The sequence below is a fragment of the Desulfurella multipotens genome (assembly GCF_900101285.1).
GTDB classification, from domain to species: Bacteria; Campylobacterota_A; Desulfurellia; order Desulfurellales; family Desulfurellaceae; genus Desulfurella; species Desulfurella acetivorans.
Map to the genome: position 1 here is coordinate 108,801 of NZ_FMYU01000004.1, position 19,648 is coordinate 128,448.

Genomic DNA, 19,648 nt, shown 5'->3' on the forward strand with positions numbered 1-19,648 from the left:
TAGTTAAGTATTTGTCAATTTGTTAATAAAAGTATGAGTTTAAACGTTATAAAAAGCTTGATTAAATATTTAAATTTTATATACTAAAAAGCGAGGTTTTTATGGAAGAAAAAATACAATCTAAAATAACAAGGCTTAAAAAAGAAAAAAATGCTATTATTCTAGCACATTATTATCAAAGAGATGAAGTGCAGGAATTAGCTGATTTTATTGGTGATTCTTTAGCTTTATCAATAGAAGCTTCCAAAACTGATGCTGATATAATAGTGTTTTGTGGTGTTAAGTTTATGGCAGAGACTGCTAAGATTTTATCGCCTCAAAAAAAGGTAATTTTACCAGTTATAGATGCTGGATGTCCTTTGGCTGATATGGCAACAGCCGAAAAAGTGCTTAATATGAAAAATGAAATTGGTGATGTGAGCATTGTTTCTTACGTTAATACAAATGTAGATGTTAAAATGGTTTCAGATATTTGTTGTACTTCAGCGAATGCAATTAATGTTGTAAAAAGTCTGGAAGCCAAAAAGATACTTTTTGTACCAGATAAGCACTTAGGTGAATATGTAAAACAAAATGTAGCAGATAAAGAAATTTATTTATTTGATGGGTATTGTTTGGTTCATGATAGTTTTACAAGAAAAGACATACAGGATTTGCTTAAAATTCATCCTGAAGCTAAAGTATGTGTTCATCCAGAATCTCCAATGGAGGTTATTGAACTTGCAGATTTTATAGGATCTACTGCCGGGATTATAAACTATTGCATAAAAAACAATGCAAAAGAGTTTATAATAGCAACCGAAAGTGGCATAGTTTTTGAACTTAAAAGACAAGCGCCAGATAAAACTTTTTATACATTAGGTTCGAAATCTATTTGTGCCAATATGAAAAAAACAACATTAAAAGATGTGTTAAATGCACTTGAAAGAGAAGTTTATGAGATAATTCTTACAGATGAGCAAATTCAAAAAGCAAAGAAGCCAATTGAACGCATGATATCCATAAAAAGACAATGAACAGATTATTTTTGGAAGATTTACTCAAGTCATATCTATTAGAAGACATTTACTATAGCGATGTAACTACAGAAAGTATATGTAATGGATCTAAAACAAAAGCATTAATTAAAGCAAAAGAAGATTTTATAGTTGCGGGTTTAATTTTTATAAAACCGATCTTTGATGTTTTAAAAGAAGAAGCCAAAATTGAGTTTTATGTTCAAGAAGGTCAATTTGTTAAGGCTGGTAGTCATATTGCTGTAATTGAAGCAAAAGATAGTGCATTGCTACAGGCAGAAAGGCTTATTTTAAATATCATTGGAAGATTATCAGGTATTGCAACTAAAACTAAATTTTATAGCCAATTGATAAAAGACTATAAAGCTAAAATTGTTGAAACAAGAAAGACTACACCAGGCTTTAGATATTTTGAAAAATATGCAGTTCTTGTTGGAGGTGGCTTAAATCACCGCATTGGTTTGTTTGACGCAATTCTGATTAAGGATAATCATATAAAAATTGCTGGTAGTATAACAAAAGCAGTAGAACTTGCTAGAAAAACAAACTTTATGAAAAAAATAGAAGTCGAGACTTCAAACATTGAAGAAGTAAAAGAAGCTGTATCGTTAAAAGTTGATGTGGTTATGCTTGACAATATGGATGTAGAAACTATACAAAACTGTGTATCAATGTTTGCAGGTGAAGTTTTGTTTGAAGCATCTGGCAATGTTAATGAGGATAATATTGTTGAGATTGCAAAAACAGGTGTGGATTTTATATCAAGTGGTTCTATAATACATCATGCCGTTTGGGTAGATGTAAATATGAAAATTGGTGTTTAAATGAAAATTGCTATTGCTCAATTCAAGCCAAAACTTGGCAAGGTAAAAGAAAATTTAGAGCGGATTGAAATTTTTATAGATGAAGCTATAAACAAAAAAAGCGATTTAATTATTTTCCCAGAACTAGCCACAAGCGGGTATGCGCTGCGTGATTTGGTTAGTTATGCTAGCATAAACTTACAAAACAAAGATTTAAGCAATATTATACAAAAAAGTAATTTTATAGATATTGTGCTGGGCTATGCTCAAAAAGAAGATAATTTGTACTACAATAGTGCCCTGTATTTATCAGAAGGCCTTATTTTAACAAATAGGAAAAAAGTATACTTGCCAGACTACGGAATGTTTGAAGAAGCAAGATACTTTGCAAAGGGTGATACACTTGAAACAACTCAAACAAAATTTGGCAAAGTAAATATACTTATATGTGAAGAAGCATTTCATTTAAGTGTTCACCATTTTGTTGAACAAAGTAAAAGTGATTTGACAATTATCATATCTGCTTCCCCTTACTGGATTTATGAAAATAAGGCAGATAAAACAAAAATATGGGACAATATTTGCAACAATATCTCATCATTAAGCGGCAACTTTGTAATATATGTAAACAGGGCAGGTTTTGAAGATGGCGTGGGTTTTTTTGGTAGTTCTTTGGTTTATAATCCATTTGGTGCGTGCATATTTAAAGGAGATTTTTTAAAAGAAAATCTGTATATACTTGATTTAGAATTAAGCGATATTGCACACGCTAAGGAATTTATGCCTTTATTGAAGGATAAAAGCTATGGATCCATATAAAGTATTGGGTTTTGATGAACCTAAAATTGCAGATTATTTAATTGAGTTTTTAAGGGATGAAATATACAAGGTTGGTTTTGAAAAGGCAGTAATTGGTTTGTCAGGCGGTATTGATTCTGGTTTGGTGGCTTATTTATTGAAAGAAGCTTTAGGAAAAGAAAATGTATATGCAATTATTCTACCATATAAAACTAGCTCTGCTGAAAGTGTTGATGATGCATTTAAAATAATAAATGAACTTGGCATAAATTATAAAAAAATAGATATAACAAAGATGGCTGATAGCTATATTGAAAATAATTTTGATAAAGTAAGGATAGGCAATATTTTAGCTAGACTTAGAATGATAGTTTTGTTTGATCAAAGTTATGAAACAAATGCACTTGTTGTGGGAACAAGCAATAAAACAGAATTATTGCTTGGTTATGGTACATGGTATGGTGATATGGCATCAAGCCTAAACCCAATTGGTGATTTGTACAAAACGCAAGTTAGAATTTTATCAAAATACATGGGAGTGCCTCAATCCATTATTGATAAAAAACCTACTGCAGATTTATGGGTAGGTCAAAGCGATGAAGAAGAATTGGGTTTTTCTTACGATGAGGCAGATTTGATTTTGTATCACTTATTTGACAAGAGACTAAGTATTGATGAAGTTATTAATCTAGGTTTTTCAAAAAACATTGTAAATGGCATTTTTGAGAGAGTAAGGAAAAACCAGTTTAAAAGGTTGCCGCCAATCATAGCTAAAGTTAGTAGAAGAAGCATAAACTGGGATTTCAGATTTTTAAGGGATTGGGGGCAAATATGAGTCAGGTTAAAAGAGCAGCATATTTAATAAAACAATCAAAATTTACAGTTTGCTTTACTGGTGCTGGAATAAGTGTAGAAAGCGGTGTTCCTTCGTTTAGAGGGGAAGATGGCTTATGGGAAAAGTATGACCCAAGCATGTTTGAAATAGATTATTTTTATAAACACCCAGATAAATCCTGGGCTTTGATCAACAAAATTTTTTTTGAAGTGCTCAAAGACAAAAAGCCAAACAAAGCCCATTTTGCGCTTGCAAAGCTTGAAGAATTAGGTTATATAAAAGCCCTAATAACCCAAAATATAGATAATTTACACTATTTAGCAGGCAGCAAAAACATCGTTGAATACCACGGTAACTCAAGAATGCTTGTTTGTAGAAACTGCGGTAGAAAATTTAATATAAGCGATTTTGATTTATCAAGCGTTCCATATTGTCCATACTGTAAGATACCATTGAAGCCTGATTTTATTTTTTTTGGTGAGATGATACAAAAAGAAGTTCAAGAAAAAAGCGAACAATTAATGAATAATTGTGATTTGTTAATAATTATTGGAACAAGTGGATTAGTTTATCCAGCGGCCTTTTTGCCGCCTATGGCAAAGAAAAAAGGTGCAAAAATTATCGAAATTAACAAAACATTTAGTGAATATACTGATAAGATTGTAGATGTATTTTTAGAAGGTAGTGCTTCGGAAATTTTGGAAGAGATTTTAAGCGAACTTAATGCTCATTGAAATTTACAAATCGCTTTTACAATTTTTTGGCAAGCAATACTGGTGGCCAGCTGAAACGAAAGATGAAATAATAATTGGAGCAATTCTAACGCAAAATACAAGCTGGCATAATGTTGAAAAAGCTATTTTTAATCTAAAAAAAGAAGGTTTTTGTAGTCTCTGTAAAATTAGAGAAATTCCTTTAGAAGATATACAACAGCTAATAAAACCTGCGGGTTTTTATAAACAAAAAAGTGTTTATTTAAAAGAAATTGCAAGATTTTTTGAAAACTTTGATGAAAATACAGATACTTTGCAGTTTAGAAAAATGCTTTTAAATGTTAAAGGTATAGGTTTTGAAACAGCCGATTCAATTTTGCTTTATGCATTTTCAAGGCCAGTTTTTGTTATAGATGCATATACAATAAGACTTTTAAAGCGAAAAAAGCTTTTTGAGTCAAGCAAATATGAAGAGGTTCAGTCTTTTTTTATGCAAAATTTACCAAAAGATGTTGAATTGTTTAAAGAATACCACGCTTTGATTGTAAAATTAGCCAAAACATATTGCAGAAAAAACCCATACTGTACGGAGTGCCCCATTAAATGCGCGTAGGTTTAACTGGCTCAATAGCCACCGGTAAATCTACAGTTGCAAACATGTTTAAAGAGCTTGGTGCATATGTGATTGATGCAGACGAGATTGCGCATGATGCTCTTAAAAAAAATCAAAATACACACAAGCAAATAATTGAAGTGTTTGGAGAGTCAATACTTGATGAAAACGGTAATATAGATAGAAAAAAATTAGGTGCAATTGTATTTAGTGATAAACAAAAATTGACTCTTTTAGAGTCGATTATTCACCCATTTGTTCAGCAAAAAAGAAGAGAAATTGAAGAATCTATTTTGAAGAAAGAAAAAAATGCTATAATTATTTATGACGTTCCATTGTTGTTTGAAAAGCACTTAGAAGATAGTTTTGATAAAATTATTGTAGTTTATGCAAAAAAAGAAATACAAATAGAAAGATTAATGAAAAGGCAAAATTTAACATACACTGAAGCGTTAAAACTAATCAATTTACAAATGGATATAGAAGAAAAAAAACAAAGAGCTGATTTTGTAATTGATAATTCTTATTCGTTAGAAGACACAAAAAAACAGGTTGCCAAGCTATTTGAAAAAATTAAGTTAATGAGTTACATTTGACAAAAAATATTTTTCGTTATAGAATCTAAACGAGATTTATTCAAGGAGGAATTATGGCAGTCGAGGTAAAGTTGACTACTGATAACTGGGAACAAGAGGTATTAAAATCGGATATTCCGGTTTTAGTAGATTTTTGGGCTCCATGGTGCGGTCCTTGCAGAATGGTTGCACCTGTAGTATCAGAAATTGCGCATGAGTATGAAGGTAAGCTTAAAGTTGGAAAATTAAACACGGATGAAGAGCCTGATATTGCTGTTAGATATGGAATTATGAGTATACCAACACTTATGATTTTTAAAAACGGAGAAGTAGTAGATCAGATTATCGGTGCTGCACCAAAAGAATATTTCACTCAAAGGTTGGATAAAATTTTATAATTGGATCGAGGTTTTCTCGGTCCAATTTTTAAAAGGGGTTATGGGATGTATGATGTTGTTATTGTAGGAGGCGGTCCAGCTGGTTTAACAGCAGGTATTTATGCAGCAAGGAGTGGTTTAAAGACAATTATTTTAGAAGAAAAAGTATTCGGTGGACAGATAGTTTTTAGCGCCGATTTAGAAAATTATCCTGGATTTCCAGAAGGTATAAGCGGCATGGATATAATAGACAAGTTTTTAGAACAGGCAAAAAAATTTGAAGTTGAAATTAGCTATGATGGTGTTGAGAAGATAGAAAACGATATCTCTTGCAAAAGAGTAATTCTTACAAATAAAAGCTGTATAACAACAAAAACAATTATTTTAGCAACAGGAGCAAGTGCGGATAGGCTGGGCTGTCCAGGAGAGGCAAAGTTTATTGGCAAAGGTGTTTCATATTGCGCGACATGCGATGGTGCATTTTTTAAAGGCAAAACAGTTGCCGTAGTAGGTGGTGGTGATTCTGCTTTAGAAGAAGCTTTGTATTTAGCAAACCTTGTAAAGAAGATATATTTAATTCATAGAAGAGATCAATTTAGGGCTGTAAAAATTTTACAGGATAGAGTAAAGAAAAATAATAAGATAGAAATTGTATTTGATAGTGTAGTAAAAGAAATTTTAGGCGATAAATTTGTTAAAGGCGTCCTCATTGAGAATGTAAAAACAAAACAACAATCAAGATTAGATATAGATGGTATATTTATATACATTGGTCTTACTCCAAACTCAAAATTTGTTTCTGATTTAATACAAACAGATGAGTATGGCTACATAATAACAAATGAAGAAATGGAAACAAACATTCCTGGTATTTTTGCAGCAGGTGATGTTAGAAAAAAATCTCTAAGACAAGTTGTAACAGCCTGCGCTGATGGTGCTATTGCAGCATCTAATGCTCAAAAATACATAGAAAAAATGAAAGCTTAAAAGTAGCTTTTTATTTTATTGTAAACTTCCTCTACAGATAAAAACGTTGTATCTATTATTATTGCCCCTTTCGGTACAACAAGAGGGGCAATTTTTCTTTGCGTATCCTGCTCGTCTCTACAGGATAGGGATTTTATGGATTGACTATAGTCAACACTTAATTCTTTTGATCGTCTTTTGGCTCTTTCTTCTAACTTTGCATCTAAATAGAATTTTATGTTTGCATTTGGAAAAATTACACTTCCAGCATCTCGACCATCGATAACAAATTTTCCTTCTTGAGCAATTGTCCTTGCTAGTTTATTGACAAAATCCCTTACAAATTCATTTTTAGCTATTGTTGAAGCTTTTTTTGCAATATCTTCGCTAAGTATTATATCATTTAAAATTTTGCCTTTATATATAAATAATACTTGCAAATTCTCAATTTTAAAATCAAGTTCCAATTTATTTAATTCTTCTTCGGTAACTTCTTTTAGAATATAAGCGATGCTTCTGTAAATTTTACCTGTATCTATATGCACAAATCCATCATTAATAGAGAACATTTTGCAAATTGTACTTTTGCCAGCTCCACTTGGACCATCTATCGTAATAATAAAACTAGACATCCAAATTCTCTTTAAACAATCTTATATTTTTAAGTATTTGAATTAACTCTTGTTCTTCGTTGTTTTTTATTGCGTCTTTTAGTATCAGTAAATTTTGAATATATTCGTCTATAGCGTTAATCATATTGCTTTGATTTAAAAGAAAAATATCGCACCACATTTTTTCATTTGATTTTGCTATACGCGTAAAATCTTTAAACCCACCACCAATAAAACCGTACGCTTCATCATCTTCTTTTTTTTGCCTGATAAGATTTACGAGACTATAGGCAATAGCATGGGGTAGATGACTAACATATGCAAATACCTTATCGTGTTTGTCTGCATCCATATATTTTACTTTCATATTAATTGTTTTTGCAAATTCTTCAACTTTTTTTTCTGCAAAACTAATATTATTAATTGGTGTTATTATAAAGTATTTATCATCAAAAAGCTGTCTGAAAGCAGATTTGGGTCCAAAGTTTTCTGTGCCGGCAATTGGGTGCGTGGGTACGTATGCTATTGTTTTTGGTATGTAATTTTTAATAGAATCAATAATAGGTTTTTTGATACTTGCAACATCTATAACAATAGTGTTTTCTTTTAATACTTCAAATAACTTTATTACAACATGTGCAGTTTGTGATGGTGGTACACTTACAATTACAAAGTCGCAGATTGAAAAAGATTTATATGAGTTTGCACCAATATCTATAAGCTCTAAATTTAATGCATCATCTAGGTTTTCCTGGTTGTTATCATAACCTATGATTATCTTTGAAAGCTTTTTATGTTTAATTGCAAGACCCAAAGAGCCACCTATTAATCCGAGTCCAACAATGCCAATGGTATTAAACATGCAAAACCTTTTTAAGTTTTTGTATAAAAATTTCATTTTCTTTTTGGGTTCCAACTGTGACTCTTAAGAAATTATTGTAACCGTAAGGTTTCATACTTCTTACAATAACACCTTCTTTTAATAAATTTTCATAAACTATTGAAGCATCAATTGGTGTTGAAAATAAAATAAAATTAGCAAAGGTGGGTACATAGAATAGGTTTAATTTATTGAATTGCTCGTATAGAAATTGTTTTCCTTCTTCGTTAGTTTGTATACTTTTTTTTAAGTGTTCTTTGTCATCAAGGGCAGCAATCGCCGCTGCTTGTGCTACAATATTTACATTAAAAGGTGGTCTTACCCGATTAAGTGTTTGAATAATAAACTCGTTTGCAATACCATAGCCAATTCTTAAGCCAGCTAGCGCATATGCTTTGGAAAAGGTTCTTAAAATTATAACATTTTCTTTTTTATAAAGATCAAGTAATTCTTTGTAATGCGTTGAAGGCTTTGCGTATTCATAGTAAGCTTCATCTATTACAATAAGCGTGTCTTTTGATGCTTTGTTTATAATTTTTAATATGTCATCTAGTCCTGTAAGTGTTCCTGTTGGGTTATTTGGAGTATTAATGAAAATAATTCTTGTATTTTCATTAATATGTTCGATTAAGTTATCAATATCGTATGCAAAATCTTTTAACGGAAGTTCTATAATTTTTTTGTTAAAAGCCATACCAATTATGCGGTATTCTATAAAAGTAGGGTAACAGTATAATATTTCATCGTTTTGATTGGTAGCAAATGCTTTGTATAATAGTTCTATTATTTCGTCTGAACCGTTTCCAAATATTAGATTTTTATCACTAACTCCTAAGTGTTTAGCTAATTTTTGTGTTAAATAATAGGCATTGCCATCTGGGTACAAATTTACATTAACTGCTATTTTACAAATTGTTTCGATAACTTTTTTTGATGGTCCAAGGGGATTTTCGTTTGAAGCAAGTTTTATAACATCCACTAAACCCAACTCTCGTTGTAATTCTTCTATAGGTTTACCACCTTCGTAAGGTGTAATTTTTAAAAGATAGTCAGCTACTTTCATTATTTGCCTCCTTTTTTATTTATACAATGTAGCGTATTTTTTTGCAACAAAAATTGTAATAGTTGATTATTTATTTATTTGGTATATAATGTGAAACTGTGTTGGAGATGGTTATGGAAAGTAATATTTTACCTTTTGAGATAAAAGATTGTTCTATTTTATCGATTGCAACAGGCAAACATGCACTTAACACAAAAGAATTATTTACGCAGTTATTGGATATTGATACAGATTCTATTTACTATCATTTTTGGGGTAAGTTGCTTCGCACATCTTTTAGTACACCCGAATTTAACAATGACTTTGCTCAATGGATAGCAGAACAAATTCATGATAAAGCTTTAGCAGAAAAGTTATCTGTTTTGCAGCCACAAGATTTTGGTTCTATTGATGATCTGCGTCAGGAGCTACTTGACATTATACAAAATTCTCTAGAACAAAATACAGTTTTACTGTATACCAACGCCCAAGAGCCTTTTTATTTTTTAAAGCTTGGTATGGTTGTATTTGATACAACTAAGATAGTAAATGAGCCCAGGGGTTTTTTAGATGCAATCGATGAATTGTCTTATGGTTCTTTGTACTTTCATTTCATTGATGCAAGAAGAAGAACGCCAAATCATCGTGACGATTTTTCAAACTGGATAGCATTGTTTGATGGGTATGAAGAGCTTGTTGATATGATAATTAATATCGATCCGTTTTTTTTGCCATTATCTAAATTAAAAGAAAAGATATCAAAAATTTTTAATATTTATTTTAAATGAGGATTTAAATGCTTTCCGAATTAGAATCAATAGTAGGTATAAGTGAAATAGATCATCTGGTTAAATTATCAAGGTTTTTACAAGGAAAAAAAATTGTTCATATAAATTCAACAAAAATTGGTGGTGGTGTGGCAGAATTATTGACAAATATATTGCCGCTAAAACATGAGTTAGGTCTGGACGCTACATGGGAAATTGTTGTTGGTCAATCCGATTTTTACAAATGTACAAAAATGTTTCATAATTTATTACAAGGAGTTAAAAATCAGATAGTGCCAGATACACTACTTAAAGTGTATGAACAAACAAATGAAGAAAACGCTCAAAGGTTATATGATTTACTAAATGAAGCAGATTTTGTTTTTATTCATGATCCGCAACCAGCAGCATTGATAAAGTTTTTTCCAAACAGAAAAGGAAAGTGGATATGGAGATGCCATATTGATATTTCAAGGCCAAATAGACAGGTATGGAAGTTTCTTAAGCAATTTGTTATCCATTACGATGCAAGTATTTTTTCATTAGTTGATTTTGCAAGAAGTTTGCCTCATCCTCAATATATAATTGCTCCAAGCATAAATCCATTAAGTGACAAAAATAAAGATTTAAATAAAGAAGATATAGAAAAGGTCTATACAGAATTTAATATAGACCCTTCAAGACCTGTATTATTACAAGTTTCACGCTTTGATAGATTTAAAGATCCAATAGGCGTAATTAGCGCTTACAAGTTGGTAAAAAAATCTATTCCATCTATACAGCTTATTTTGGCAGGTGGAAGTGCAGATGATGATCCAGAAGGTAGTATTGTATTAGAAGAAACGCTTACTGCTGCAAACTCTGATAAAGATATACATGTTTTGTCATTACCGCCTGATGCCAATATTACAATTAATGCGCTTCAAAGAGCAGCGGATATTGTTATACAAAAATCAACAAAAGAAGGTTTTGGTTTAACAGTTACAGAATCATTGTGGAAAAGTAAACCTGTTATTGGTGGTAACACAGGTGGCATAAGACTTCAGGTTATAGATAACTATAATGGTTTTTTAGTTAATACACCAGAAGGAGCAGCACTTAGAATCAAACAGCTTTTAAGTGATGATGATTTATTTAAAAGACTTAAAAGAAAAGGCAGAGAGTTTGTAAAAGATAATTTTCTAATTACCAGACATGTCAGAGAGTATCTAACTTTACTTGTTATTTTGCAACAGTCCCGTGCAACAGTTGTTTTATGAGACAGTAGTATTAATAAGTTTTTCTAATAATTTTATTACATGCTGAGGGCTTTTTATATTGTATTTTGCCAGAGTTGAAATTTCACCAACCTTTATTGTAATTGCATTTTCTGGCAAAGCTTTAAACATGTCTTCGTCTGTATAATCATCACCTATTGCAAGCATAAAATCATAGCTTTTTAAGTTAAAAATTTCTGCAACGCAATGTTTGCCTATATTTGCGGGTTTTATCTCAAGAATTTTATTTCCTTTATGAACCTTAAGGTTTGTATTTGCCACAAAGTTTTGGAGATGACCATTTAATTCGGGTATAAATGTTGACTGAGTTTGAGGATCAGTGTTTCTATAGTGAAAAACAATAGAAAATGTTTTATTTTCTATAAAAGAACCTGGCAATCTATCACTGTATAATTTTAAGATATTTATAATTGCATTTTTCCAACTTTTGTCAATATTATTTTGATATAACTTCCAATTTGAATTAGGATATTTATAAAAAGCTCCATGTTCTGCTACAATAGCAATGTTTAAGTTTTCAAACCATTGTTGAAGTGTATCTTTATCTCTGCCACTTACTATTACAATAGTATTATTTTCTTGAGTTAACCGATGTATCAAGTGAATTAATTCTTTTGTTGGCACAGCCTCTTTAGGTGAATTTACAAAATCTATAAGTGTTCCATCGTAGTCGAGCATTATTAATCTTTTTTTTGATTTAGCATATTCAGAGATAATTTGATTTTCTATTGATTGATTAATGAATTGAGATTCCATTTGTTTTTGCAAAAGAGTGGTTTTATTTAATTCATTTAAATAATCACTAACCCATCTAAATACATTGTATCTACTAATGCGCTCCTGCATTTTTTCTATCCTTTGGCTTTGTTCTTCTTTGGACATATCAAGAGCTTTTTTTATAGCTTCACCAATTTCTTCTATACTGTTTGGGTTAATAATTAAAGCTTCCAATAATTCTTTTGCTGACCCAGCCATTTCACTAAGTATTAAAACACCGTTTTTTTCTTGTTTGCTTGCAATAAACTCTTTTGCGACAAGATTCATACCATCCCTTAGAGGTGTTACAAGCATTATGTCGCTTGCACTATAAAATGAAACAAGATTTTCAAAATCAAGTGAGCCAAATTTATATACAATTGGAGTCCATTCAACAGTACTAAATTTTCCATTTATTCGCCCTATTGTTTCATCTATTTGTTTTTTCATTTGTTGATAGTGGAAAACACCTATTCGTGAAGGTACAACTACAATTATAAGTGTTATACTTTCTCTCCAGGCGGGGTATTTATCTAAAAAATATTCAAAACCAAGCAATCTATTTAATATTCCTTTTGTATAATCCAAACGATCGACACTAAAGAGTATCTTTTTATTTTTAAATTGGTTTTTTATCTCTTGCGTTTTTGATATAACGCTGGGACTTTTTGCAGTTTTGCTAAACTTTAAATAGTCAATGCTTATGGGGTGTGTTCCAACTTTTACAAGCCTGCCTTTATTGTTTATAACACCCAGATGATTTTCTAAACCTGCAAAGCGTAATGTGGCTCTTAAAAAGTTATCGGTATATTCATGTGTATGAAAACCAATTAAATCAGCACCAAGCAGGCCTTCTATAATTTCTATTCTCCACTGAGATGGTAGCAACTGAAAAACTTCATAAGCAGGAAAAGGTATATGCAAGAAAAAACCTATAGCTAAAGTAGGGTAACTTTGTCTAAGTAAACTAGGCAAGAGCATAAGATGGTAATCGTGTACCCATATTATATCTTCATTTTCATTTATAATATTACTAAGCGCTTTTGCAAATTTTAAATTAACAGATTTGTACATATTGTAATATTCTTTTTTAAAACTTGCAATAGTTGGAAAATAGTGAAATAAAGGCCAAATCGTTCTATTGCAAAAACCAAGATAAAATTTATCCATTTCTTTTTCCGTAAGAAAAACAGGATAGCAGTGTATATTTTGAAGTGAGTCTGTTATTTCATCTTGCTCTGATTTTATTGTTGTACCTATACCAGGCCAACCTACCCATGTGTAAGAAAGTTCAGTAATTTTTTCAGTGTAGGCTCCAATACTTGTTGCAAGACCACCTGCACTTTTTTGAAATTTATTATTATTTTTCTTATCTTTTGTAATGCTTACCGGTAATCTATTTGATACTATAACTATCCTCATTTTTCCTCCAAATAAACAATATTTCTTATTTTTGGTAAGCTTTGCGGTGCTTCATTTTTTATGTATTCAATAAGTTTTTCTCTAACAAGACATCGTAAATTCCATAAATCAGAAGAGTTTTTTGCACTAACAAGTGCGCGGACCTGCATAGTTTTGTCATTAGCATCAGTAACTTGAATACCACTTGCAAATTTATCCCAAAGTGGAGTACTGTTTAAAATATCATTTAAAGCTTTTCTTAACTTTTCAATGTCTATTGAATAATCTAGATATATATATACTGTTCCTAAAAGCTGTGTACTTGTTTTTGTCCAGTTTTGGAATGATTTTTCAACAAAATAATTGATAGGTATGACCAATCTTCTTAAATCCCAGATTTTCAGTACTACATAAGTTAATGTAATTTCTTCGACTGTTCCCCATTCTCCTTCTACTATCAAAACATCTCCTATTTTAATTGGTTGACTGATTGCAATTTGAATGCCTGCAAATAGCAAATTAAGTGTTTTCTGTGCTGCAAATCCAGCAATTATGCCAATAATGCCTGCAGATGTTAAAATTGTTGAGCCTAAGCTTTTTAAAGAACTGAAACTTAAAAAAATTAATGCCATACAAATTACTGAAATAATAGCTGTGGTAATACTTTTTATAATTTTTAGTTGTGTATTTAATTGTCTTTTGTGGAAATCAGCAATATCTTTTGGTTGTTTTTCGTTTAAAATATATTCTAAAAAAGATATTGTTCTAATTGACAATATACCAAAAAATAGAACATATAAAATTTGAATAGTTTTTGTAATAATATAATCGCTGCTTTCCAATTTAAAATTTATTGCAGAACTAGCTATACTAAATATCAGAATGCTTATTAAAAACCATGAAGGAAAATAAAAATACTTTTTGATTTCATTATGAAGTGGAATTTTTTTTGCAATAAATGTATATATTTTACTTATACCTTTAATTAAGATAAAGCCTATAAGGAATGAAAAAATTAATAAACCTAAAATTAATAATTTATCGTTAGCTAAAAAATCAGTCATCATTTTTAGTATATTATATTTATTGATTATGTCAACTTTGAAAAAATTAAATTTTTCTGTTGCATTTTAGAAAACTATCGTATATAAATTTACTTATAGAAAAATACTTTTTGGAGGTTTTAAATGAAAAAAATTATTTTGATAATCACTGTAATGTTTGTAGTACAAATAAACAATGTTTATGCACAAGAAATATCAAATCTAGCAAAATCTATGGCATACTTTCAACAGGCTCAAAGCAGTTATGAACGAAACCAATTTCAACAGGCTATTGAAGAATATACGGCAGCTATTGAAGAAAATCCAAATAATTATATGGCATATATAAACAGAGGTATTGTGTTTTTTGAACTTAATAGATACAATGAAGCTTTAAAAGACTTCAAAAAAGCGCAAAGCATTGACCCAAACGATCCATATGCTTACTATAATAGTGCAATAGTATACAACGAAATGGCTTCAACTGCATTAGAAAATGATGATACTTATCTTTACTATAAAAAAGCAAAAGATGAATTAACAAAAGCCATCCAAAATGATCCAAATTTTTATAAGGCATATATAAACATAGGTATGGTAAATTATGAATTGGCTTTTTATCAAGACGCCATTAATGACTTTACAAAAGCACTACAGATACAACCACTAAGCTATAAAGCATACTATAATCGAGGTATTGTATATTATATTTTAGGCAATTTAATAGCTGCAGAATCTGATTTTACAAATGCGATTGAAATTAATCCAGATTATGCAGATGCTTATTTTAATAGAGGTTTGGTTTATAAGCAAAAAAACAATGTAAAAAAAGCTTTGGATGATTTTTACCAAGCAGGTATGCTATACGCAAAAAATTATAAAATAAAAGAAGCATATGAATGTGCAGATTTAATAAAATCAACAGATGAATTTTCTACACTTCTATATGATTTGAAATCAACAATCACCAAACAAGAAATCTACGGTAGTTAATTTTGGTGGAGGTGGCGGGAGTCGAACCCGCGTCCAGTAATGTCTCGTAGCTGGAAACTTTTTACATGCTTAGACCTTTTTTAATTTTAAGACTCCTTTTGGCAAAGGTCAAACCAAAGAAGTCCGATTTTGCGCTTGTTAATCGCTCAATGAGTGCGCAAACGAACTCGATTGAGCGATGCTTGCTTAAAATATTAGGCAGCTTTTACCTAAAGCAAGCGATAAGCAAAAGCCACCTAGCTGCGATTAATTAAGCAGCTAAAGCTAATTCAGAGTTTGCGTTTATTTTTTCTTATCTGTTTTACGATCAGATAAGACATCGGCATGATTCCCAACTACTATTACATCCTGTCGAATCCAAAGACACCCCCTTTTTAAGAGGCACATATAATATAATAATTTTTTAAAATTTGTCAATATCTTAAAATTTTTATTGACTTTTTATTATTTATGGTTTATTCTATTCATAATTGGTGCATACTATAGGCGCATCAATAGTAAATTTTTTTTGGAGTGTGTTTTGTGAATACGAACAAGTTGTACGTCGGTAATTTAAATTACCGAACGACGGAAGAGAAACTCAAAGAAGTTTTCTCAGGTTATGGTAATGTAGTATCGGTAAAGGTTATTGAAGGTAAAGGTTTTGGCTTTGTAGAAATGGAATCAAAAGACGATGCCCAAAAAGCTAAAGACGCTTTAGACAACACAGATTTAGACGGCAGAAACATCAGGGTAGATGAAGCAAAACCAAGGGAGTCAAATCCAAGACAAAGGTCAAATTACTCTAACTCAAGAAACAGATTTTAATCCACTTTTAAAAGCAGGGCAGTAAGTCCTGCTTATATATTTTATATAAAATCAGATAATATATAATTTGAAATTAAGAGTTTTTTGGGATTTGCAATTTTAATTGAACCTCTAACTTTTTTTAGAGTTTTTAGTTCGTAGTGCTTTGAAAGTTCTTTTTTAAAAATTTCCTCTATATTGCAATTATACCTTTGATTAAAGTTATTTATGTTTATGCCTTTTATTGTACGCAAACCTATAACAAATGCTTCTTTAATTTGTTTGTCGATATTTAATCTCTCTTTGTAAACAACTGGACTTTTATCTGACAAAACTTTGTTTATGTAATCATCTAAGTTATCTGTGTTTTTGTACCTTACAGAATTTATATGGGAGCTTGCACTTAAACCAAAGCCTATATAATCATAATTTTGCCAGTAAGCTTGATTATGTTTACTTTCAAAGCCTTTTTTTGCAAAATTTGAAATTTCGTATTGATTTATATTGTGTTTTTTTAAGAATTTTATTAAATATAAAAATTGTTTTTCTACATTTTCCTCTTGCAGATAAACTTTTTGTTTGTAAAATAAAGTGCCTTTTTCTATAGATAAAATATAAGCAGATATATGCTTTAGTGGGAAAAGCACAGCATTATTTAAGTCTTCTTGCAAAATATTAAAATTTTCAAATCCATATATTAAATCAATACTTACATTGTTAAACAACTCTATAGTATTTTCTATAGCCCTAAAACTTTCTTGAGCATTATGCAGTCTCTGTAAGAATTGAAGTTTTTGATTATTAAAAGATTGTATACCTAAACTTATTCTTGTAAAACCAATTTCTTTTAATTTTTGTAGATAATTTTTAGTTGCATTGTTTGGGTTCACTTCAATTGTTATCTCACATGCTTTTGATATATGGTATTTTTTGATTGTATTTAAAATCAACACAAGTTCTTCTGGTTTTAATAATGACGGTGTACCGCCCCCAAAATAGATCGTCTCAATTTTATATGAATTATTTTTCAAAAAAAAGCTTTCAATTTCTTTAACCAAAGCTTTTAAGTAGAGGTGCTTTGTGCTAATTGATTTTTCATATGAGATAAATGAACAATAAGGACATTTTTTATAACAAAAAGGTATATGAATATAAACATAAAGATTCATGTTGAGAATTTTTTAATAGTAATATTGTTTTTTTTGCTAATAAGCTCGTCAATAAGCAAGAATTTTTCTTCAAATATGGATGGTATTTTTTGTTTTATATCATTATAAGAAGTTTTATCTGATAATCTTAAGGCTAAATTGAAAAGCTTGTTTCCCATTAAATAATCAACAATAAATAAATCTGCATTTGATATGCTTTGTATAATTTTATATATTGAATATTGATTCGAACTGTTTTTGCATAAAAATATTACAATACAATCAAATTTTATATCGAATGTACAATTTTCTAAATTTTCTACATTGCATTCATATATATTTTCTTTAGGAAGATGTTCAAGTAATATAGATTTTAAATAATTTATTTGTTTGTAGAAAACTAAGATATTAGAATAGTATTCAGGTTTTATAAAGGATATAGTTTCAACAATATGAGGTTCGTATCTTAAGTTTCTTATAAATTTGGTTTTTACAAAATTTTTAAATATATCTTCAAACTTCATCTATCCTTCCGCATCCGACAATTAAGTCATTATGGTAAAATACAGCAATCTGACCTTTAGTTATAGCAAACAATGCTTCGTCTAAAAAGACTTTTCTGGTATCTGGTTCAAATTTTGCTAGTGTACTTTTTGCTTTGAATCTTATGAGACATTCTACTTTATTGTGATTAAACCATTCTTTACTTTTAAGTAAATGTATTTGATTTATGGTAAATTTATCAGAATATAACTCATGCCTTTTAGCAATTTCAATATTACCATTAACTGCATCAATGCTCTTTACGTAGTATGGTTCGTTTGAAAATTTAATACCTTTTCTTTGACCAACAGTATAATTGTGAAAACCGTTATGCAAACCGACTATTTGACTATTGTGTAGAATATAACCGCTTTTTGTATGATTTATGAGATTTCTGTAATCATTAACAAAGCATAGATCGCTGCTTTCCTGTAAATTAAGAGGTATTTTAGTTTTAATATCTTTTTTTTCAAATTCTTTTAAAGGGAAAATTGTTCGCTCTATGGTGCTTTTTGGCAGATAAGCTAAAAAATAAGATTGATCTTTATTTGAAAAGTGTTTTTTTATAAAACCATCTTGAGTATTAGCATAATGACCTGTTGCAATGTAATCTGTATTATACTTGTCTGCTTGTTCAATCAATATTTTAAATTTAACAAGTGGATTACAAATACTACACGGATTGGGTGTAAAGCCTTTTTTATAGTCGTTTATAAAACTATCAATTACTGTTTTTTTAAAATAATCTCTTATATCAAGTGTATAAAAGTCAATGTCATATTTTTTAAATAACTCAATGACTTCTTTTGAAACTGTATTTTTACTTGTTAGCACTAAATTAATTGCTATAACATTGTAACCTTTTTCTGATAGATAAATAGCAGAAAAAGTACTATCAATTCCACCGCTTACACCAATAAGCACACTTTTCATTGTCACCCAAAAAATTAAAATTTTCTATTAAATAATATCATATAAGTTTTTGCATTGCAAAAGTTAACTTTTTAAAATAAGAAATTAATAAATATTTTTTTATAAATACAATTTGTAAAACTATATAAAACAATATGTTAAAAGTGTAAATTTTAATTTTTTTGTTTACTTCCAATGCATTTTATGGTAAATGTGAAAAAATAAGGAGGAAAGAAAATGGTAATTTAATTAAAAAGTAATCTAAAACAAAGATAGGAGGGGGAAAAATGAAAGAGGGGGAAATTTATGAAAAAGCAAAAGGTTATTTTGAATCTGAAAGTTTTCCGTTACCAAAATCTGTATTTAGGGAATTTTATTCTCAATTAATTAAGCTTTCCGGTTTTGGACTAGGCGGCATATTTGTTTTATCAGGTAAAAAAGCAGGGGCACGGGCCGCAGTTTACCTCAAAAAATTGTTAGGAGAAAATTTAACACAAGATGATACTAAAACATGTATAATTGCTGCACTTCAAGCTTATAACCAAAAAGTAATAGAATTTAATTTAGAAGATAATTTTGCCCTAATTAAAATTGATAATTCTATCTTTGCTGATGGCATAACAAGCAAAAAGCCTGTTTGTTTACCACTTGGGGGAAGTCTTGCTGGTATGATGGAAACTTTTATGGGTGGCAGCTTTGAACCTAAAGAAATAGAATGTAAAGCATGTGGAGGCCAGTATTGCGTATTTGAAATAAAAAGGAAAAGTTAATTAGTCGCTTAAAAGAGGGGGAA

22 protein-coding genes and 1 other RNA gene are annotated in these 19,648 nt (G+C 29.9%); 14 read left to right on the forward strand and 9 right to left on the reverse strand.

The window, feature by feature from the left end; translation table 11 throughout:
* Nucleotides 1–101 precede the first annotated feature (101 nt).
* Genes nadA through trxB form a run of 9 tightly spaced genes read left to right on the forward strand, consistent with a single transcriptional unit; the run spans nucleotide 102 to nucleotide 6,717 of the window.
* Nucleotides 102–1,016: a quinolinate synthase NadA gene (gene nadA, locus BLQ93_RS03500; protein WP_092128168.1), complete on the forward strand. Its 915-nt coding sequence runs from the start codon at nucleotides 102–104 to the stop codon at nucleotides 1,014–1,016.
* Nucleotides 1,013–1,840, forward strand: coding sequence for a carboxylating nicotinate-nucleotide diphosphorylase (gene nadC / locus BLQ93_RS03505; protein WP_092128170.1), 828 nt, complete (start codon nucleotides 1,013–1,015; stop codon nucleotides 1,838–1,840). The genes nadA and nadC overlap by 4 nt, the downstream gene beginning before the upstream one ends.
* Nucleotides 1,841–2,638 carry a nitrilase-related carbon-nitrogen hydrolase gene (locus BLQ93_RS03510; RefSeq protein WP_092128172.1) on the forward strand — a complete coding sequence of 266 codons (798 nt, stop codon included), beginning with the start codon at nucleotides 1,841–1,843 and terminating at the stop codon, nucleotides 2,636–2,638. It abuts the gene before it with no gap.
* Nucleotides 2,625–3,452, forward strand: a complete 828-nt coding sequence (locus BLQ93_RS03515) for an NAD+ synthase (RefSeq protein ID WP_092128174.1) — start codon at nucleotides 2,625–2,627, stop codon at nucleotides 3,450–3,452. Before BLQ93_RS03510 ends, BLQ93_RS03515 begins: the two co-directional genes overlap by 14 nt.
* Nucleotides 3,449–4,186 carry an SIR2 family NAD-dependent protein deacylase gene (locus BLQ93_RS03520; protein ID WP_092128176.1) on the forward strand — a complete coding sequence of 246 codons (738 nt, stop codon included), beginning with the start codon at nucleotides 3,449–3,451 and terminating at the stop codon, nucleotides 4,184–4,186. The genes BLQ93_RS03515 and BLQ93_RS03520 overlap by 4 nt, the downstream gene beginning before the upstream one ends.
* A complete protein-coding gene (locus BLQ93_RS03525; protein WP_092128178.1) occupies nucleotides 4,176–4,778 on the forward strand; it encodes an endonuclease III domain-containing protein in 603 nt (200 codons plus the stop codon). The genes BLQ93_RS03520 and BLQ93_RS03525 overlap by 11 nt, the downstream gene beginning before the upstream one ends.
* Complete coding sequence (gene coaE / locus BLQ93_RS03530) at nucleotides 4,769–5,374, forward strand: dephospho-CoA kinase (RefSeq protein ID WP_092128180.1); 606 nt, start codon at nucleotides 4,769–4,771, stop codon at nucleotides 5,372–5,374. The genes BLQ93_RS03525 and coaE overlap by 10 nt, the downstream gene beginning before the upstream one ends.
* A 53-nt stretch (nucleotides 5,375–5,427) precedes the next feature.
* Nucleotides 5,428–5,751, forward strand: a complete 324-nt coding sequence (gene trxA, locus BLQ93_RS03535) for a thioredoxin (protein WP_092128182.1) — start codon at nucleotides 5,428–5,430, stop codon at nucleotides 5,749–5,751.
* A 45-nt stretch (nucleotides 5,752–5,796) separates the two neighbouring features.
* Nucleotides 5,797–6,717, forward strand: coding sequence for a thioredoxin-disulfide reductase (gene trxB, locus BLQ93_RS03540; protein WP_025391584.1), 921 nt, complete (start codon nucleotides 5,797–5,799; stop codon nucleotides 6,715–6,717).
* On the opposite strand, the gene cmk is transcribed toward trxB, so the two are convergent.
* From cmk to hisC, 3 genes are read right to left on the reverse strand one after another with little or no spacing between them, the layout of a single operon-like run.
* On the reverse strand, nucleotides 6,714–7,328 hold the full coding sequence (cmk, locus tag BLQ93_RS03545; RefSeq protein WP_092128184.1) for a (d)CMP kinase: 615 nt from the start codon (nucleotides 7,326–7,328) through the stop codon (nucleotides 6,714–6,716). The two genes, trxB and cmk, sit on opposite strands and share 4 nt — an antisense overlap.
* Nucleotides 7,321–8,169: a prephenate dehydrogenase gene (locus BLQ93_RS03550; protein ID WP_159427478.1), complete on the reverse strand. Its 849-nt coding sequence runs from the start codon at nucleotides 8,167–8,169 to the stop codon at nucleotides 7,321–7,323. Before BLQ93_RS03550 ends, cmk begins: the two co-directional genes overlap by 8 nt.
* Nucleotides 8,162–9,250: a histidinol-phosphate transaminase gene (hisC, locus tag BLQ93_RS03555; protein ID WP_092128188.1), complete on the reverse strand. Its 1,089-nt coding sequence runs from the start codon at nucleotides 9,248–9,250 to the stop codon at nucleotides 8,162–8,164. The genes BLQ93_RS03550 and hisC overlap by 8 nt, the downstream gene beginning before the upstream one ends.
* Nucleotides 9,251–9,363: 113 nt before the next feature.
* Between hisC and BLQ93_RS03560 the strand changes: the two genes are divergently transcribed.
* Together BLQ93_RS03560 and BLQ93_RS03565 are read left to right on the forward strand one after the other, a co-directional pair.
* Nucleotides 9,364–10,017 carry a DUF5752 family protein gene (locus tag BLQ93_RS03560; protein WP_092128191.1) on the forward strand — a complete coding sequence of 218 codons (654 nt, stop codon included), beginning with the start codon at nucleotides 9,364–9,366 and terminating at the stop codon, nucleotides 10,015–10,017.
* A gap of 8 nt (nucleotides 10,018–10,025) precedes the next feature.
* Complete coding sequence (locus tag BLQ93_RS03565) at nucleotides 10,026–11,255, forward strand: glycosyltransferase (RefSeq protein WP_092128193.1); 1,230 nt, start codon at nucleotides 10,026–10,028, stop codon at nucleotides 11,253–11,255.
* On the opposite strand, the gene BLQ93_RS03570 is transcribed toward BLQ93_RS03565, so the two are convergent.
* The gene (locus BLQ93_RS03570; protein ID WP_092128195.1) at nucleotides 11,250–13,451 is read right to left on the reverse strand and encodes a bifunctional alpha,alpha-trehalose-phosphate synthase (UDP-forming)/trehalose-phosphatase; all 2,202 of its coding nucleotides are present in this window, start codon (nucleotides 13,449–13,451) and stop codon (nucleotides 11,250–11,252) included. The two genes, BLQ93_RS03565 and BLQ93_RS03570, sit on opposite strands and share 6 nt — an antisense overlap.
* On the reverse strand, nucleotides 13,448–14,494 hold the full coding sequence (locus BLQ93_RS03575) for a mechanosensitive ion channel family protein (RefSeq protein WP_159427479.1): 1,047 nt from the start codon (nucleotides 14,492–14,494) through the stop codon (nucleotides 13,448–13,450). Before BLQ93_RS03575 ends, BLQ93_RS03570 begins: the two co-directional genes overlap by 4 nt.
* Nucleotides 14,495–14,617: 123 nt before the next feature.
* On the opposite strand from BLQ93_RS03575, the gene BLQ93_RS03580 reads away from it, so the two are divergent.
* The gene (locus BLQ93_RS03580; protein ID WP_092128199.1) at nucleotides 14,618–15,466 is read left to right on the forward strand and encodes a tetratricopeptide repeat protein; all 849 of its coding nucleotides are present in this window, start codon (nucleotides 14,618–14,620) and stop codon (nucleotides 15,464–15,466) included.
* 3 nt (nucleotides 15,467–15,469) lie between these two features.
* Here the strand turns inward: BLQ93_RS03580 and ssrA are convergent.
* Nucleotides 15,470–15,837, reverse strand: a transfer-messenger RNA (tmRNA) gene (ssrA, locus tag BLQ93_RS03585).
* Nucleotides 15,838–15,988: 151 nt separating this feature from the next.
* Between ssrA and BLQ93_RS03590 the strand changes: the two genes are divergently transcribed.
* Nucleotides 15,989–16,273 carry an RNA recognition motif domain-containing protein gene (locus BLQ93_RS03590; protein WP_025391235.1) on the forward strand — a complete coding sequence of 95 codons (285 nt, stop codon included), beginning with the start codon at nucleotides 15,989–15,991 and terminating at the stop codon, nucleotides 16,271–16,273.
* A 41-nt stretch (nucleotides 16,274–16,314) separates the two neighbouring features.
* Here BLQ93_RS03590 and hemW read toward each other — a convergent pair whose 3' ends face one another.
* From hemW to BLQ93_RS03605, 3 genes are read right to left on the reverse strand one after another with little or no spacing between them, the layout of a single operon-like run.
* Complete coding sequence (hemW, locus tag BLQ93_RS03595; protein ID WP_092128201.1) at nucleotides 16,315–17,421, reverse strand: radical SAM family heme chaperone HemW; 1,107 nt, start codon at nucleotides 17,419–17,421, stop codon at nucleotides 16,315–16,317.
* Entirely contained in the window at nucleotides 17,418–17,924 is a 507-nt protein-coding gene (locus tag BLQ93_RS03600; RefSeq protein ID WP_092128203.1) for a hypothetical protein, read from the reverse strand. The genes hemW and BLQ93_RS03600 overlap by 4 nt, the downstream gene beginning before the upstream one ends.
* Nucleotides 17,914–18,876: a tRNA-specific 2-thiouridylase gene (locus BLQ93_RS03605; RefSeq protein WP_092128205.1), complete on the reverse strand. Its 963-nt coding sequence runs from the start codon at nucleotides 18,874–18,876 to the stop codon at nucleotides 17,914–17,916. The genes BLQ93_RS03600 and BLQ93_RS03605 overlap by 11 nt, the downstream gene beginning before the upstream one ends.
* A 266-nt stretch (nucleotides 18,877–19,142) precedes the next feature.
* On the opposite strand from BLQ93_RS03605, the gene BLQ93_RS03610 reads away from it, so the two are divergent.
* The gene (locus BLQ93_RS03610; RefSeq protein ID WP_092128207.1) at nucleotides 19,143–19,625 is read left to right on the forward strand and encodes a V4R domain-containing protein; all 483 of its coding nucleotides are present in this window, start codon (nucleotides 19,143–19,145) and stop codon (nucleotides 19,623–19,625) included.
* Nucleotides 19,626–19,648: the final 23 nt, after the last annotated feature.